The sequence below is a fragment of the Cellulomonas cellasea genome (assembly GCF_030372105.1).
In the GTDB taxonomy this organism is placed as follows: Bacteria; Actinomycetota; Actinomycetes; order Actinomycetales; family Cellulomonadaceae; genus Cellulomonas_A; species Cellulomonas_A cellasea_A.
On sequence record NZ_JAUDBQ010000002.1, the window covers coordinates 1 to 16600 of the forward strand.

A 16600-nucleotide genomic window follows, 5' to 3' on the forward strand; every position below is an offset into this window, starting at 1 on the left:
GTGTATGAGAGGCGGCTCGATGCGGGTCGTGGCGAGGATCGAGGCGACCGGGTCGACTCCGCAGACAGCGAGCGCGCGGGCGACGTCGACGTCCCCGAGCAGGCGCCCTCCGGCGCGGCCGTCCACGGCTGTCCCGCGCCACCGTCCCATGAGGGGGATTCTGCCTCACCGAAGGCTTGAGGGCCCCCTGCCGCGCGCTCCACGACCTCCGTGCCGAATCTGCGGATCCACCACGAATATCGTTCTCCAGCCCTTCCAAGCAGAGCAGACCACCACTAACGTCCGACCATGACCACGACATCCGCAGGCCCGGCGCCGCTGGAGCAATCCCGATCCCTCGTCACGGCGATCCCGGGGCCGCGGTCTCAGGCGCTGGCTGCACGGCGCTCCGCGTCCGTCGCCGCTGGCGTGTCCTCCACTCTGCCGGTGTACGTGGCCCGCGCGGGCGGGGCGATCATCGAGGACGTCGACGGCAACCGCCTCGTCGACCTGGGATCGGGCATCGCGGTGACCTCGGTGGGCGCCAGCAGCCCCGAGGTCGTCGCGGCGGTCGCGGCCCAGGCGGCCGACTTCACGCACACCTGCTTCATGGTCAGCCCCTACGAGGAGTATGTGGCGGTGTGCGAGGCCCTGGCGCGGCTCGTGCCCGGGAGCCACGAGAAGCGCTCGATGCTGGTGAACTCCGGCGCGGAGGCGGTGGAGAACGCCGTCAAGGTCGCCCGCCGCGCCACCGGCCGGGACGCCGTCCTCGTGCTGGACCACGCGTACCACGGCCGCACGAACCTCACGATGGCGATGACGGCGCGCGCCATGCCCTACAAGACCGGCTTCGGGCCGTTCGCGGGCGAGGTGTACCGCGTCCCGGCGTCGTACCCGCTGCGCGACCCCGCCGGGATGACGGGCGCCCAGGCCGCGGCACGGGCCATCGACGTGGCCGAGCGCCACGTCGGCGCCGACCAGGTCGCCGCGATCGTCGTCGAGCCGATCCTCGGCGAGGGCGGGTTCGTCACCCCCGCGCCCGGGTTCCTCGCCGCGCTGGCCGAGTGGGCGCGCGCGCAGGGGATCGTCTTCGTCGCCGACGAGGTGCAGACCGGCTTCGCGCGCACCGGCTCGATGTTCGCCTGCGAGCAGGAGGGAGTCGTCCCCGACCTGGTCGCGCTGGCCAAGGGCATCGGGGGCGGGCTGCCGCTGGGCGCCGTCACCGGGCGCGCCGACCTGATGGACGCCGTGCACCCGGGCGGGCTCGGCGGCACCTTCGGCGGGAACCCCGTGGCCTGCGCGGCGGCCCTCGCGTCGATCGCGCTCTACGAGGGGCAGGACCTCGCCGCGGCGGCCCGGGCGATCGAGGCGCAGGTGCGTGGCCGGCTGCGCGAGGTGGCCGACGAGCACCCCGCCGTCGCCGAGCTGCGCGGCCGGGGCGCGATGCTCGCCGTCGAGCTCGTGCGCCCCGGGACTCTCGAGCCCGACCGCGCGGCCGCGGCGCAGGTGGCGCGGGACTGCGCCGCCGCCGGGGTGCTCGTGCTCACCTGCGGGACCTGGGGCAATGTCGTGCGGCTCCTGCCGCCGCTGGTGATCGAGCCCCGGCTGCTCGACGACGCGCTGGACGTGCTCGCGGCCGCGTTACGCGCGCTGCCGGCCTGAGCGGGCGCTGCGGGAGGACGCCGCGGCCCTCGTCGCCGGTGGGACACGGTGCGTCCCACTGGAGACGGGCCAGCGGCCGGACGGCGCGTCAGGGGCACGGCAGCTCGTCAGAGGCCCGCCGCCGCGAAGAACTCGTTGCTGAACCGCTCGTCCTCGTCGGGCTCGAGCGTGCGGAACACGCTCACCCGCTTGAGCGTCTCGTCGTCGGGGAAGATCATCGGGTTCTCCGCGAGCTCCGGGTCGATGGCGACCATGGCCTCCTGGGCGCCCTCGACGGGAGTGATGTAGTTGACCCATGCGGCCACCTGCGCCGCCACCTCGGGCTGGTAGTAGTAGTCGAAGAGGTCCTCGGCGTTCGACCGGTGCGTCGAGCCGACCGGCACCAGGAGGTTGTCGCTCCATAGCGTTCCCCCGGCCTCCGGGATCGCGAACTCGAAGCGGTCGCCATGCTCGAAGTTGAGCGCTGTGATGTCACCGGACCAGGCGAACACGGCGACGGCCTCGCCTGACACCAGCGCGTCGGTGTAGGAGTTGCCCGACACCTCGCGGACGTGGCCGCTGCTGACCTTTTCCCGCATGACCTCGAGCGCCTGGTAGAACTCGTCGTTGCTCCAGTCCCCCGAGGGGTCGATGCCCTCCTCGAGCATGAGCAGGCCCATCGTGTCGCGCATCTCCGAGAGGAGCTGCACCCTGCCGGCGAGCTCGGGGGCCCACAGGTCGGAGACGGTGCGCAAGCCCTTCCGTACGGCTTCCTTGTCCCACGCGATCCCCGCGAAGCCCGACTGCCAGGTCAGCGAACGAGTCCGGCCGAAGTCGAAGTCGACGCCCCTGAGGCTGGGCCGCAGGTTCTCCGCATTCGGGATGCGGGTCCGGTCCAGGCTCTGCGCGTAGCCGAGCCGGATGAGCCGGGCAGCGAGGTAGTCCGTCACCGTCACGACGTCGTAGCCGATGTCGGAGCCCGCCAGCAGGCGATCTTGCACCGTCGCGTAGAACGACTCGTTGTCCTCGATCGCCTCCGCGTAGTCCACCCGGATGCCGGAGAGGTCCTCAAAGGCGCTGATCGTCGGCGAGGCGCCACTCTCGTCCTGGTCGACGTAGATGGGCCAGTTGGCCCACCGCACCAGCCGATCCTGCGCAGAGCGGTCGACCACGCCCACGGCCTCCTCGCCGTCGCTGCCGCAAGCGGCGAGGAGCGCTCCCATACCGGCAGCGCCCACGGCTCCGAGCAGGAAGGACCGCCGCGAGAGGGCGTGACCGCCCCGGGGGGTGCGGGCGGCGCGCACGAGCTCGCGCACCCTGGGGTCGGTGATCGGCGGACGACGGCGGGGGGTCATCAGACTCCTCTCGGCCGGCGGGCCCAGTCGGGCCGCCGGAGCTGGACGGGGCTGGCCAGCGCGACGCGCGGCCGATTCCCCCGTGGATAGTGGCAAAACATGTCACAGTCGACAATCACCACACACCAGATGGGACGTGACCGGACGTGCTCGCGGCACGGGCTCAGGAAGCGCCTCCGCGCGGCGTGCGCTCCTGCAGGCCCCACGGCGAGCCGAAGCCCGCCGGCTCCGGCGCCGCGAGCAGCTCGAGGAACGGCTCCGGCGGGAATGCCTCGGGGCCGAGCACACCGGCGCCGGCCCAGACCCCGGCGGCGAGCAGCTCGAGCGCGACCACAGGGTTCACAGCGGTCTGCCACACGACGCACTGCGCCCCGTACTCCGCCATCGACCACGCGTTGTCCACCACGTGGTGCAGGTACACCTCGCGGGGCGCCCCGTCGACGCCGGTCCCCGTCACGAGCACGCCCGCGCACGTCGAGCCGGTCATCTGCGGGCCGATGGTCGCCGGGTCGGGCAGCACCGCCGCGACCACGTCGCGGGGGCTGACCTGCGCCCCGCGCACCAGGACGGGCTCCGTCGAGTCGAGGCCCAGCCGGTGCAGCGTGCGCAGCACGCCGATGAACTCCTCGCCGAGCCCGTACTTGAACGTCACCTTGCGCGCGTCCAGCCAGCGCGGCATGAGGAGGACCTCCTCATGCTCCACGTGCACGCACTCCACCGGCCCGATGGGCTCCGGGAAGTCGAAGACCTCGGGCTCGTGGAACGGCGGGACGGTGTGCCACCCGTCCTCGAGCCCCGAGCCCGCCTCGGCGCGCTCGGCCGACCAGATGACCGGCGGGTTCAGGCACTCCTCGATCGTCGTCCAGATGGAGAACGACGGGGCGAACACCGGCTCGCCATCGGGGCCGCGCACCACCAGGTTCGCCCCGTCGCGCACGCCCAGCTCGTCGATGCTCGCGAAGAGCCGATCGGCCGCGTGCCGCGCGAAGACGTCCGACAGGCCAGGCTCCACGCCGATCCCGACGAGCGCGAGCCGCCCGGCCGCCTCCCACGATTCCGCGATCGCGAACTGCGCGTCGCCGAGTTTGACGCCCGGCAACTCATGCGGGCGCTCGGGGTGCGGCCGCGACAGCGACATGGCCATGTCGAGGTAGTCGGCGCCCGCGGCGAGCACCCCGGTGAAGATCGGCATGACCAGCCGGGGGTCCACGGCGTTGAGGACATGGGTGGACCGGTGCTCGCGCACCAGCGCCTCCACCGACGCGGGGTCGGAGGCGTCCACGACCGCGGTCCGGAACCGGTCCACGCCCACGTCGTGCTTGCGCGCCGCGGCGACGGTGCGCTCGGCCCGCCCCAGGTCGACGTCGGCGACCACCATCTGCTCGAAGAACTCCCGGCGCGCGGCGATGCGGGCGACGGCGTCGCCCACCCCGCCGCTGCCGATCACGAGGATCCGCACGTGACACACCTCCGTGGGCCGAGGGGGCCGCCCGGCCCCCTCGGTGGTCAACCGCGCTGGCGTCTGCCGGCGCGGACCGAGCTCACCACCTGGAACACGACCACCAGGACGAGCGCGAGGACGAACATGAACGAGCTGATGACGTTGGCCTGCGGCGGGATGCCGCGCGCCGCCGAGACGTAGACGAACTTGGGGAACGTGGTGAACGAGCCCGAGTTGAAGTTGGTGATGATGAAGTCGTCGAAGCTCAGGCTGAAGGCGAGCAGGGCCGCTGCCGCGATGCCCGGCAGCAGCAGCGGGAAGGTGACCCGCCAGAACGCGTGCCACGGCGTCGCGTACAGGTCGGCGGCGGCCTCCTCGAGCGCGGGGTCGAGGCTCGCGACCCGGGCCTTGACCGTCACGACCACGAAGCTGATGCAGAACATCACATGGGCGATCACCACGGTGGTGAAGCCGAGCTGCACCCGCAGGGACAGGAATTGGGCCAGCAGCGCGGCGCCGAGCACCACCTCGGGGGTCGACATCGGCAGGAAGATCAGCAGGTTGACCAGCGGGCGCCCGCGGAACCGGAAGCGCACCAGCGCGACCGCCAGCAGCGTGCCGAGGGCGGTGGCGACGAGGGTGGAGGCCACCCCCACCCGCAGCGAGTTAGCGAACGCCTCGCACACCTGCGGGGCGCCGCAGGGGTTGCGCCACGCGTCGAGCGTGAACCCGCGCCACACCAGGTTCGACTTGCCGGCGTCGTTGAACGAGAACGCGATGGTGTACGCCACCGGCACCAGCAGGTAGAGGAAGGCGAGCCCGGCGAACGCGGGCACCAGCGCCTCGCCCAGCCGCCACCGGCGCTGTCGGCCGCCACGGGGGCGGGGGGCCGCGGCGCCCCGAGCGGTGGCCGGGCGGGCCGGCTCGACGGTCGTGCTCACAGGAGCTCCTCCGTCCCGGAGCGCCGCACGTAGGCGCCCACCAGCAGGAGGATCGCCGCCATGAGCACCACCGACAGCGCGGCCGCGGTCGGGTAGTCGAGCACCTTGAAGAACCGGGCGTCGATGACCTGCCCGATCATCGAGGTGTTGGTGTTGTTGCCCAGCAGCGAGGAGTTCACGTAGTCGCCCGAGGCAGGGATGAACGTCAGCAGGGTGCCGCCGACGACGCCAGGCATCGACAGCGGCAGGGTGACGGTGCGGAACGTCGTGAACGGCGAGGCGTACAGGTCCGCCCCGGCCTCCAGCATGCGGGGGTCGAGGCGTTCCAGGCTGGCGTAGATCGGCAGCACCATGAACGGCAGGAAGTTGTACGTCAGGCCGCACACCACCGCGAACGGCGTCGCGGTGAGCCGCCCGCCCGGCGGCAGCAGGTGCAGCCAGTGCAGCGCCGAGACCACGAACGAGTCGTCCGCCAGGATCTGCTTCCACGCGATGGTGCGCAGGATGAAGCTCGTGAAGAACGGCGCCACGACGAGCACGAGCATCAGGCCCTGCAGGAGCCGCCTGCCGCGGGCCCGCACGCCGATGGCGTAGGCGATGGGGTACCCGATGAGCAGCGCCGCCACGGTCGCGATGAGCGCGAAGCCGAAGGACCGCACGAGCTGCGGCCAGAACTTGCCGAGCGCCTCCGTGTAGTTCTGCCAGTGCAGCGCGGGCTCGTACTGCCCCACATCGCCGCCGGGGACGGGCACGTACAGCGAGGTCGCCAGCAGCGCGCCCACCGGCACCACGAAGAACAGCGCGAGGTAGGCCAGCCCGGGCAGCAGCAGCGGCAGGTGCCCGCGGGAGCGGATGCGGGCACGCGGAGGGGCGCCCGCCTGCGGGCCGCGCTCCCCCAGCGCCGTCGCGATGCTCACGGCTCGACGTCCAAGTCGGCGACTCCCTCGGCGGCGTCGTCACGCCCGTCGAGGCCGAAGGTGAAGTCCACCGACCAGGCGAGGCGCACCTGGTCGCCCAACGCGGCCCCCGCCCGCCCGGAGAGGTTCTGCGCGAACACCCCGAACGTGGCGAGCCCCGGGACGCGCACCTCGTACTGCGTGCTCACCCCGGTGAACGACACGTCGACGACCGTGCCCGGGCCGACCACGTTCTCGTCCGGCGCCGGCTCGTCGCCCGCCGCGAGCAGCCGCATCTTCTCCGGGCGGGCGCCCACGAGGACGTCCCCGGAGTCCCGCACGGCGCGAGCCGCGGGAACCCGCACCCGCACCCCGCCGACGTCGACCCCGAGCAGGTCGCCGTCGAGCCGTTCGAGGACTCGGCCCCGGGCCAGATTGGAGCGCCCGAGGAAGTTCGCGACGAACGCGGTGCGCGGATGCTCGTACAGGTCCGCCGGGGCGCCCATCTGCTCGATCTGGCCCTTGTTCATCACCGCGACCGTGTCGGCCATGGTCATGGCCTCCTCCTGGTCGTGGGTGACGTGCACGAAGGTGAGGCCGACCTCCGTCTGGATGCGCTTGAGCTCGAGCTGCATCTGCCGGCGCAGCTTGAGGTCGAGGGCCCCGAGTGGCTCGTCGAGCAGCAGCAGCGCGGGCCGGTTGACCAGCGCCCGGGCCAGCGCGACCCGCTGCTGCTGGCCGCCGGACAGGAGCGCGGGGCGACGGTCTGCCAGGTGCCCGAGTTCCACGAGGGCCAGCCCCTCGGCGACCCGCGCCTGCACGTCCGCCTCACGCCGCCGGCGCAGGCCGAAGGCGACGTTCTCGGCGACGGTGAGGTGCGGGAACAGCGCGTAGCTCTGGAACACCGTGTTCACCGGGCGCCGATGCGCGCGCGTTCCCGTCACGTCACGCCCGCCGATGGAGATCGTCCCCGCGGTGGGCTGCTCGAGGCCGGCGACCATCCGCAGCGTCGTCGTCTTGCCGCAACCGGACGGGCCGAGCAGTGCGAAGAACGACCCGGACGGCACTGTCAACGTCAGGTCGTCGACGGCGACGAAGTTGCCGAAGCGCTTCGTCACCGCCGTGACCTCGAGCGCCGCGCCGGCCGGAGCCGATGCGGCGCCCAGGTGGGCGGGGGCTGTCGTGGTCATCGACGGCCTCAGGCGCCGATGACGTCGAGGAACTCGCCGTTGTAGCGCTCCTCCTCGTCCGGGGTGAGGCTGCGGAACACCTTGACCTGGCTGAGGGTGTCCGCGTTGGGGAAGATGAGCTGGTTCTCTGCGAGCTCGGGGTCGATGGCGGCCATCGCCTCCTGGGCGCCCTGCACCGGGGTGATGTAGTTGACCCACGCCGCCACCTGCGCCGCGACCTCGGGGTCGTAGTAGTAGTCGATCAGCGTCTCGGCGCTGGCCTTGTTGGGCGACCCGGTGGGCACCAGGAGGTTGTCGCTCCAGAGCATGCCGCCGGCCTCGGGGATGGCGAACTCGAACCGGTCGTCGTTCTCGTAGTTCAGCGCCGTGATGTCGCCGGACCAGCCGATCACTGCCACCGCGTCGCCGGAGACCAGGTCCTGCGTGTACGAGTTCCCGCGCACCTGGCGGATGTGCCCGGAGGAGATCTTCTCCCCGAGCAGCGCGAGCGCCGCGCCGAACTCGTCGTCGCCCCAGTCCCCGCTCGGGTCGACGCCCTGGTCGAGCAGGATGAGCCCGATGGTGTCGCGCATCTCGGAGAGCACCTCGACACGGCCGGCGAGCTCGGGCGCCCAGAGGTCGGACACCGAGCCCAGGCCCTTCGGGAGCTTGGCGGTGTCCCACGCGAGGCCGCCGAAGCCCGACTGCCAGGTGAGCGAGCGCGCACGGCCCGGGTCGAAGTCGACGTCCGCGAGGTTCGGCAGGATGTTCTTCGCGTTCGGGATCCGCGAGCGGTCCAACTCCTGGGCGTAGTCGAGGCGGATCAGCCGGGCGGCCATCCAGTCCGTCAGCGTGACCAGGTCGTAGCCGATGTCCTGGCCGTTCGCGAGCTGGCCCTGCACCTTGCCGTAGAACGAGTCGTTGTCCTCGATGTCCTCGGCGTACTGGACGGTGATCCCGCTGGCCTCCTCGAACGCGTCGAGCGTCGGGTAAGCGGTCCCGCTGTCGTCCTGGTCGAGGTACAGCGTCCAGTTCGCCCACCGCACCAGCTCGGCGTCCGCCACGTCCGTCGCGCCGCCGGAGGCGCCCGGGGTCGGGCCCGTGCCGCATGCGGCGAGGGCCGCGGCGCCAGCGGCGCCGAACGCGCCCACCAGCAGCGACCGGCGTGACAGCCCTGCCGCCCGGGGGGCGCGCGCGGCGGCGACGAGCGCGCGGACGCGGGGGTCGGTGATCGGGGGACGGCGGGCGGCTGTCATCGGAGTCCTCTCGGGCCGGAGGGTCCGAGGACCGACCGTGGGGATGCTGGCAGGAACGCAGGCAGATCGTCGCAATGCGGCTCTGGCGGATCAAGCGATTCGTGACGATCGTCCAGATGCAGAAGGGAAATGTCGCATGTGATCGCCCTCCAAGGCGCAAGTCCCCATGATCTGGACATGCCGGCCACGTGCGGCCGAGGGCGCCGCATCACCCCTCGAACGCCGACATGACGTGCTTCACGCGGGTGTAGTCCTCGAAGCCGTACACCGAGAGGTCCTTGCCGTACCCCGAGTGCTTGAAGCCGCCGTGCGGCATCTCGGCGACGAACGGGATGTGCGTGTTGACCCACACCACCCCGAAGTCCAGCGCGCGCGTCATCCGCATGGCGGTGCTGTGATCCCGGGTCCACACCGAGCTGGCGAGCCCGTAGCGGACCCCGTTCGCGAGCGCCACGGCCTCGGCCTCGTCCTCGAAGGCCTGCACGGTGATGACGGGGCCGAAGACCTCGTCCTGCACCGCCTCGTCGTCCTGCCGGAGCCCGTCGACGACTGTGGCCTCGAGGAAGTAGCCGATGTCGCCGACCCGGTGGCCGCCCGCGAGCACCCGGGCGTGCGGGGGCAGCCGGTCGAGGAAGCCGAGCACCCGCTCGAACTGCTGCTCGTTGTTCAGCGGCCCGTAGTCGGCGTCGGGGTCGTCCGGCGGGCCGGAGCGCTGCGCGCGCGCCTGCTCCGCGAGCGCCTGGGCGAACTCATCGCGCACGGACGCGTGCACGAGCACCCGGGCGGCGGCGGTGCAGTCCTGGCCCGCGTTGTAGAAGCCGCCCCCGGCGATCCCCGCGGCGGCGGCCTCCAGGTCCGCGTCGGCGAAGACCACTGCCGGGGCCTTGCCGCCCAGTTCGAGGTGCACCCGCTTGAGGTCGGTGGCGGCCTCACGCGCGACCTGCGAGCCGGCGCGCACCGAGCCGGTGATGGCGACCAGGTCGGGTCGGGGGTGGGCGACGAGCGCGCGGCCGGTGTCCCGGTCCCCGCACACGACGTTGAGCACTCCGGGGGGCAGCACCTGGGCGGCCAGCTCGGCGAGGAGCAGCGTGGAGGCGGGCGTGGTGTCGGACGGCTTGAGCACCACCGTGTTCCCGGCGGCGAGGGCCGGCGCGATCTTCCACACGGCCATCATCAGCGGGTAGTTCCACGGCGTGACCTGGCCGACCACGCCGATGGGCTCGCGCCGCACCCAGGAGGTGTGCCCGGCGAGGTACTCCCCCGCGCTGACGCCGTCGAGCATCCGGGCGGCCCCGGCGAAGAACCGGAGCTGGTCGGCGCACGGCGGCACCTCGTCGGTGGCGGTCAGGCGCAGCGGCTTGCCGGTGTTGCGGGACTCCACGGCGACGAGCTCGTCGGCGTGCTCCTCGACGGCGTCGGCGAGCCGGAGCAGCGCGAGCTGGCGCTCCGCGGGCGTGGTGCGGCCCCACGAGCCGAACGCCTCGCTCGCAGCGGCGCAGGCCTCGTCGACGTCCTGCGCCCCGCTGACCGGGGCATACGCGTAGACCTGACCGGTGGACGGGTCGACGAGGGGCAAGGTGCGCCCGTCGGCGGCGGGGCGGCGCTGCCCGCCCACGAGGTTGAGCAGCTCGATCGGGGCGTCCGCCGAGGACGCGGGGGTGGAGCCAGGCGTCGACAAGGTGGCCACGGGTCTCTCCTTCGCTCGGGCGGCTTGGGGCGCGGGCCGGCGGTCCGGCGCCGCACACCCCTTCCGCCGTGCGCGGCACGCTATCCCGAGGGATGCCCCGGAGGGGAGGGATACGGCGGAACCCAATGTCAACATCGTGTTACGGCGCCGATATCCGATGCGAAACAGCCCCTTCGCAACGGATTCACTTGCGCTTGTCGCCGCAGCGCGCGACCATCACCCGTGTGAGCACTCGGACCAACCACGTCGCCCCACCCGTCCTCGACGACCTGTCGAAGGCGATCATCGAACAGCTCCAAGAGGACGGTCGCAGGCCGTACGCGACCATCGGCAAGGCCGTCGGGCTGTCCGAGGCGGCCGTGCGGCAGCGCGTGCAGCGGCTGACGGACTCCGGCGTCATGCAGATCGTGGCCGTCACCGACCCGCTCCAGGTGGGCTTCTCGCGGCAGGCCATGATCGGCATCAAGACCGACGGCGACCTGGAGCACCTCGCCGACGCCCTGGCGGCGCTGCCCGAGGTCGACTACGTCGTCATCACCGCTGGCGGCTTCGACGTGCTCGCCGAGGTGGTCTGCGAGGACGACGAGCACCTGCTCGAGGTGCTCAACAGCAAGATCCGCACCATCGCGGGCGTGCGTGCCACCGAGACGTTCGTGTACCTGCGCCTGCGCAAGCAGCTCTACAACTGGGGAACCCGATGACCGACTCCACGACCCCGCGCGGCACCCTGCGCGCCGACGCCGCCCGCTCCCACCTGTGGGGGCACTTCACCCGCCAGAGCGCGTGGGACGGCGGCGTGCCGACCATCGTGCGCGGCGAGGGCCACCACATCTGGGACGACGCCGGCCGCCGGTACATCGACGGGCTGTCCGGCCTGTTCGTGGTCCAGGCGGGGCACGGGCGTGTCGAGCTCGCCGAGCGTGCCCGGCAGCAGGCCTCCGAGCTGGCGTTCTTCCCGCTGTGGTCCTACGCCCACCCGCAGGCCATCGACCTCGCCGAGCGGCTCGCCTCGCACGCCCCCGGCGACCTCAACCGGGTGTTCTTCACCACGAGCGGCTCCGAGGCCGTCGAGACCGCGTGGAAGCTCGCCAAGCAGTACTGGAAGCTGCAGGGCCGCCCGGGCAAGCACAAGGTCATCTCCCGGGCGGTGGCCTACCACGGCACCACGCATGGAGCCCTGTCCATCACCGGCCTGCCGACCCTCAAGGAGCCGTTCGAGCCGCTGGTCCCCGGCGCCCACAAGGTGCCGAACACCAACCAGTACCGGGCGCCCGAGGGCCTGCGCGACGACCCGAAGGCCTTCGGCCGGTGGGCCGCGGACCGGATCGCCGAGGCCATCGAGTTCGAGGGCCCGGACACCGTCGCCGCCGTGTTCCTCGAGCCCGTGCAGAACGCCGGCGGCTGCTTCCCGCCGCCGCCCGGGTACTTCGAGCGCGTGCGCGAGATCTGCGACCAGTACGACGTGCTGCTCGTCTCTGACGAGGTCATCTGCGCGTTCGGCCGCATCGGCGACATCTTCGCGTGCAACGAGCTGGGCTACGTGCCCGACATGATCACGTGCGCGAAGGGCATGACCTCCGGCTACTCCCCCATCGGCGCCCTCATCGCCTCGGACCGGCTGTTCGAGCCGTTCGCCACAGGCGCCGCGTCGTTCGCGCACGGGTACACGTTCGGCGGGCACCCCGTCTCGGCGGCCGTGGCGATGGCGAACCTCGACATCTTCGAAAGGGAGCGGATCCCCGAGCACGTGCGCGCCAACGCCCCGGTGTTCCGCGCCACGCTCGAGCGGCTGCTCGACCTGCCGATCGTCGGCGACGTGCGCGGCGAGGGGTACTTCTACGGGATCGAGCTCGTCAAGGACAAGGCCACCCGTGAGACCTTCGACGACGACGAGAGCGAGCGGCTGCTGCGCGGGTTCCTCTCCGGCGCGCTCTACGACGCGGGGCTGTACTGCCGCGCCGACGACCGCGGGGACCCGGTGATCCAGCTCGCCCCGCCGCTGACCTGTGGGCCCGCGCAGTTCGACGAGATCGAGCAGATCCTGCGCGGAGTGCTCTCCGAGGCGTGGTCCCGGCTGTGACCGACGTGCGGCCCCTGTCGCTGTGGTGGGACCAGCTCGTCGACGACGATCCCGCCGCGCAGGGGCCGCATCCGGCCCGGGCGCCGCTGGACGGGGACACGCAGGCCGATGTGGTGATCGTCGGCGCGGGCCTGACCGGCCTGTGGGCCGCCTACTACCTGCTGGAGGCGGACCCAGCGCTCGAGGTCGTGCTCGTCGAGCGCGAGGTCGCCGGGTTCGGCGCCAGCGGCCGCAACGGCGGCTGGTGCTCGGCGCTGTTCCCCGTCTCCGCGCCGGCCCTGGCCCGCCGGCACGGGCGCGAGGCCGCCCTCGCGATGCGCGCGGCCATGCGGGACACCGTGGTCGAAGTCGGGGGCGTGGCGGCCGCCGAGGGCATCGACTGCGACTTCGCCTACGGCGGGACCGTCACCCTCGCCCGCAACGAGCCGCAGCTCGCACGCGTGCGCCAGGAGGCGGCCCACGCGGCGCAGTGGGGCGACGAGGAGCACCTGCTGGACCCCGAGGGCGTGCGAGAGCATGTCCGCGCCGCAGGTGTGCTGGGCGGCTCGTGGACGCCCGACTGCGCGCGCGTGCAGCCCGCACGGCTGGTGCGCGGCCTGGCCGCCGTCGTGGAGCAGCGCGGCGCGCGCCTGTATGAGGGCACGCGAGCGCTGCGGATCTCCCCCCGCGCCGTCGTCACCGACCACGGCACCGTGCGCGCCCGCTGGGTGCTGCGCGCCACCGAGGCGTGGACGCCCGAGCTGCCCGGTGACCACCGGGCCGTCGCGCCCGTCTACTCGCTCATGGTGGCCACCGCCCCACTGCCCGCCCACGTGTGGGACGAGATCGGCCTGGCGCGCTTCGAGACCTTCACCGACGCCCGGCGCCTCATCGTCTACGGCCAGCGCACCGCCGATGACCGCCTCGCGTTCGGCGGGCGCGGCGCCCCCTACCACCTCGGCTCGGCGGTGCGACCCGAGTACGACCGGGCGCCCGCGGTGCTGGCCCACCTGCAGCGGAGCCTCGTCGAGCTGTTCCCGGTCATCGACGGCGCCCGGTTCACGCACTCCTGGGGTGGGCCGCTGGCCGTCCCCCGGGACTGGAGCCCCTCCGTGGGTCTCGACGCCGACACGGGCATCGGCTGGGCGGGCGGCTACGTCGGCGACGGCGTGGCGACGTCCAACCTCGCCGGGCGCACCTTCGCGGACCTGGTCACCGGCACGGACTCCGAGCTCGTGCGGCTCCCCTGGGTGGGACACCGCTCACCGGCGTGGGAGCCCGAGCCGCTGCGCTGGGCGGGCATCACCGCCGGCCGGCGCGCCGCCGAGCTCGCCGACCGCGCCGAGCAGCGCACCGGGCGGCCCAGCCGCACGGCGGCGCTCCTCGAGCGACTCACCGGCGGCTAGGCCACAACAGGTCGGAGGCGGCGGTTCGGACGCCGCAGGGACGGCTGGGAGCGGGACGGCCTCAGCCGACGGTGACGACCGGGGCCCCGGACCCGTCCACCGGGTCCATCGACTCGGCGAGGCGCATGGCCTCCTCGATCAGCGTCTCCACGATCATCGACTCGGGCACGGTCTTGATGACCTCGCCCCGCACGAAGATCTGCCCCTTGCCGTTGCCGGACGCGACGCCGAGGTCGGCCTCGCGCGCCTCCCCCGGGCCGTTGACGACGCAGCCCATGACGGCCACGCGCAGCGGCACCTCGAGGCCCTCCAACCCGGCGGTGACCCGCTCGGCGAGGGTGTAGACGTCCACCTGCGCGCGCCCGCACGACGGGCACGAGACGATCTCCAGCTTGCGCGGGCGCAGGTTCAGCGACTGCAGGATCTGGATGCCGACCTTGACCTCCTCGACGGGAGGCGCGGACAGCGACACGCGGATGGTGTCGCCGATGCCCTTGCTCAGCAGCGCGCCGAACGCCGTCGCGGACTTAATAGTGCCCTGGAACGCCGGGCCCGCCTCGGTGACGCCCAGGTGCAGGGGCCAGTCGCCGCGCTCGGAGAGCAGCTCGTAGGCCCGCACCATCACCACGGGGTCGTTGTGCTTGACCGAGATCTTGAAGTCCCGGAAGCCGTGCTCCTCGAACAGCGACGCCTCCCACACGGCCGACTCGACGAGCGCCTCGGGGGTGGCCTTGCCGTACTTCGCGAGCAGGCGCGGGTCGAGTGAGCCGGCGTTGACGCCGATCCGGATGGAGACGCCCGCGTCGGTGGCCGCGCGCGCGATCTCCTTGACCTGGTCGTCGAACTTGCGGATGTTGCCCGGGTTCACCCGGACGGCAGCGCAGCCGGCGTCGATCGCCGCGAAGACGTACTTGGGCTGGAAGTGGATGTCAGCGATCACCGGGATCTGCGACTTGCGGGCGATCGCGGGCAGAGCCTCCGCGTCGTCCTGGCTCGGCACCGCGACGCGCACGATGTCGCAGCCCGCGGCCGTCAGCGCGGCGATCTGCTGCAGCGTGGCGTTGATGTCGGTGGTCGGCGTGGTGCACATCGACTGGACGCTGACCGGCGCGTCGCCGCCGACCTCGATCTTGCCGACCTTGATCTTGCGGGTCGGACGGCGGGGGGCCAGCACCGGGGCTGGAGCCTCCGGCATGCCAAGACTGATCGGGATGCTCACGCGGCCATTATTCCTCTCTTCGTGGCGCCCGCCGCACAGCGGGGCTGCGCGGACGCCAGACGTTCACAGGTCCTGCCCGGCCCGGGGACAAGCCCGCCGGGCCGCGGCCGGATCAGCCGAGCGAGACCGGCTTGACCAGGTCGGCGTAGATCAGCAGCGCGCCCATCCCGGCGAGCACCACGAACACCCCGTAGGCGAGCGGCACCAGGCGCGCCGTGTCGAACGGGCCGGGCCGGGCGCGCCCCCGCAGCCGCGCGATCTGGCGCCGGGCGCCCTCCCACAGCGCGCCGACCACATGGCCGCCGTCCAACGGCAGCAACGGGATCAGGTTGAACACGAACAGCGCGATGTTGAGCGACGCGAGCAGGCCCAGCATGCTGGCGACTCGTTCCGCCGGCCCGTACCCCTCGGCCTCGGTCGAGGCGATCTCACCGGCGAAGCGGCCCACCCCGACCACCGAGATGATGGTCGACTCGTCGCGCTCCGCGGAGCCGAACGCGGACTGGGCGACGTCGGCGAGGCGGGCCGGGAGGGTCACCACCACCCCGGCCGTCTGCGCCACCGCGTTCCCGACCACGCCGGGCACGGTGCTGATCGGTTGGGTCTGCAGCTCGGTTCCGGGCCGGATCCCCAGGAAGCCCACCTCATGGGTCACCGGCTCGCCGTCGGCGGTGGTCTTCGGCACGCCGTTCTCGTAGACCGGGCGCTCCGCGACGACCGGGGTGACGGTGGTGGCGACCTCGTCGCCATCCCGCTCGACCACGATCGGCACCGGGGTGGCCCCCGTCTCCTGGATCAGCGAGGAGAGCTGCTCCCAGCTCGTGATCTCCACGCCGTCGTAGGACACCACCCGGTCGCCGGGCTGCAGGCCCGCCGCGGCCCCCGGCGCCAGCTCGTCAGCGTCTGTGCACTCCCGCGTCGCCTCAGCGCCCGCCGGGACGACGCACTGGTTGACGGCGGTGAGCGTGGTGCTGCTGCCCGCCACGCCGATCCCGCTGATCACCACGGTGAGCAGCACGATCGCGATGAGCAGGTTCATGAACGGCCCGCCGAGCATGACGATGACCTTCTTGGGCGTCGACAGCCGGTAGAACGCCCGGTGGTCCTCGCCGGGCAGGATCTCCTCGGCGCTGGCCTCGCGGGCCTGCGCGGCGATCTTGCCGAACACCGTCCGCTGCGGCGGGTCCCCCACGGCCTGCGCTGTGGGGTACATCCCGACCAGGCGCACGTAGCCGCCCAGCGGGATCGCCTTGAGCCCGTACTCCGTCTCGCCCTTGGTCCGCGACCAGAGCGTGGGCCCGAAGCCGACCATGTACTGGCTGACGCGCACGCCGAAGCGCTTCGCGGGGACCATGTGCCCGATCTCGTGCAGGCCGATGGAGACCAGCACCCCCACGACCAGCACGATCACGCCCAGCAGATACGCCATGACACTCCGTTCTCGGGGACCGGGGGCAGACGCTACCCCCAGGCCGTGCTCCGATCATCCCCCGCATGGCTGAGAGCGCGCTGGACGATCGGCCGACGCAGACGGCTGACCGCCGCGGGCCG

General features: G+C 72.6%; 13 protein-coding genes. 4 read left to right on the plus strand and 9 right to left on the minus strand.

What is annotated here, in order from left to right; translation table 11 throughout:
* The first annotated feature begins 288 nt into the window (after positions 1-288).
* Positions 289-1641: a 4-aminobutyrate--2-oxoglutarate transaminase gene (gabT, locus tag QUV83_RS01950; RefSeq protein WP_289562159.1), complete on the plus strand. Its 1353-nt coding sequence runs from the start codon at positions 289-291 to the stop codon at positions 1639-1641.
* Positions 1642-1748: 107 nt separating this feature from the next.
* Here the strand turns inward: gabT and QUV83_RS01955 are convergent, their stop codons facing one another.
* The 7 genes from QUV83_RS01955 to QUV83_RS01985 all read right to left on the minus strand — a co-directional run bounded on the left by QUV83_RS01955 (position 1749) and on the right by QUV83_RS01985 (position 10356).
* A complete protein-coding gene (locus QUV83_RS01955; protein ID WP_289562161.1) occupies positions 1749-2975 on the minus strand; it encodes an ABC transporter substrate-binding protein in 1227 nt (408 codons plus the stop codon).
* A gap of 163 nt (positions 2976-3138) precedes the next feature.
* Positions 3139-4434: a saccharopine dehydrogenase family protein gene (locus QUV83_RS01960; protein WP_289562163.1), complete on the minus strand. Its 1296-nt coding sequence runs from the start codon at positions 4432-4434 to the stop codon at positions 3139-3141.
* A gap of 47 nt (positions 4435-4481) precedes the next feature.
* Positions 4482-5267, minus strand: coding sequence for an ABC transporter permease (locus QUV83_RS01965; protein ID WP_289562747.1), 786 nt, complete (start codon positions 5265-5267; stop codon positions 4482-4484).
* 86 nt (positions 5268-5353) lie between these two features.
* Positions 5354-6274 carry an ABC transporter permease gene (locus QUV83_RS01970; RefSeq protein WP_289562165.1) on the minus strand — a complete coding sequence of 307 codons (921 nt, stop codon included), beginning with the start codon at positions 6272-6274 and terminating at the stop codon, positions 5354-5356.
* On the minus strand, positions 6271-7443 hold the full coding sequence (locus tag QUV83_RS01975; RefSeq protein WP_289562167.1) for an ABC transporter ATP-binding protein: 1173 nt from the start codon (positions 7441-7443) through the stop codon (positions 6271-6273). Before QUV83_RS01975 ends, QUV83_RS01970 begins: the two co-directional genes overlap by 4 nt.
* Positions 7444-7451: 8 nt before the next feature.
* Complete coding sequence (locus tag QUV83_RS01980) at positions 7452-8678, minus strand: polyamine ABC transporter substrate-binding protein (protein ID WP_289562170.1); 1227 nt, start codon at positions 8676-8678, stop codon at positions 7452-7454.
* A 208-nt stretch (positions 8679-8886) separates the two neighbouring features.
* Entirely contained in the window at positions 8887-10356 is a 1470-nt protein-coding gene (locus QUV83_RS01985; protein ID WP_436231873.1) for a gamma-aminobutyraldehyde dehydrogenase, read from the minus strand.
* A gap of 233 nt (positions 10357-10589) precedes the next feature.
* On the opposite strand from QUV83_RS01985, the gene QUV83_RS01990 reads away from it, so the two are divergent.
* The 3 genes from QUV83_RS01990 to QUV83_RS02000 are packed head-to-tail and all read left to right on the plus strand — an operon-like array spanning position 10590 to position 13830.
* Entirely contained in the window at positions 10590-11066 is a 477-nt protein-coding gene (locus QUV83_RS01990) for an Lrp/AsnC family transcriptional regulator (protein ID WP_289562172.1), read from the plus strand.
* Entirely contained in the window at positions 11063-12445 is a 1383-nt protein-coding gene (locus tag QUV83_RS01995) for an aspartate aminotransferase family protein (RefSeq protein ID WP_289562174.1), read from the plus strand. The genes QUV83_RS01990 and QUV83_RS01995 overlap by 4 nt, the downstream gene beginning before the upstream one ends.
* Complete coding sequence (locus QUV83_RS02000; protein WP_289562175.1) at positions 12430-13830, plus strand: NAD(P)/FAD-dependent oxidoreductase; 1401 nt, start codon at positions 12430-12432, stop codon at positions 13828-13830. Before QUV83_RS01995 ends, QUV83_RS02000 begins: the two co-directional genes overlap by 16 nt.
* Before the next feature lie 61 nt (positions 13831-13891).
* On the opposite strand, the gene ispG is transcribed toward QUV83_RS02000, so the two are convergent.
* Both ispG and QUV83_RS02010 read right to left on the minus strand, forming a co-directional pair.
* Complete coding sequence (gene ispG / locus QUV83_RS02005; RefSeq protein WP_289562750.1) at positions 13892-15025, minus strand: flavodoxin-dependent (E)-4-hydroxy-3-methylbut-2-enyl-diphosphate synthase; 1134 nt, start codon at positions 15023-15025, stop codon at positions 13892-13894.
* A 136-nt stretch (positions 15026-15161) separates the two neighbouring features.
* A complete protein-coding gene (locus QUV83_RS02010; protein WP_289562177.1) occupies positions 15162-16478 on the minus strand; it encodes a M50 family metallopeptidase in 1317 nt (438 codons plus the stop codon).
* Positions 16479-16600: the final 122 nt, after the last annotated feature.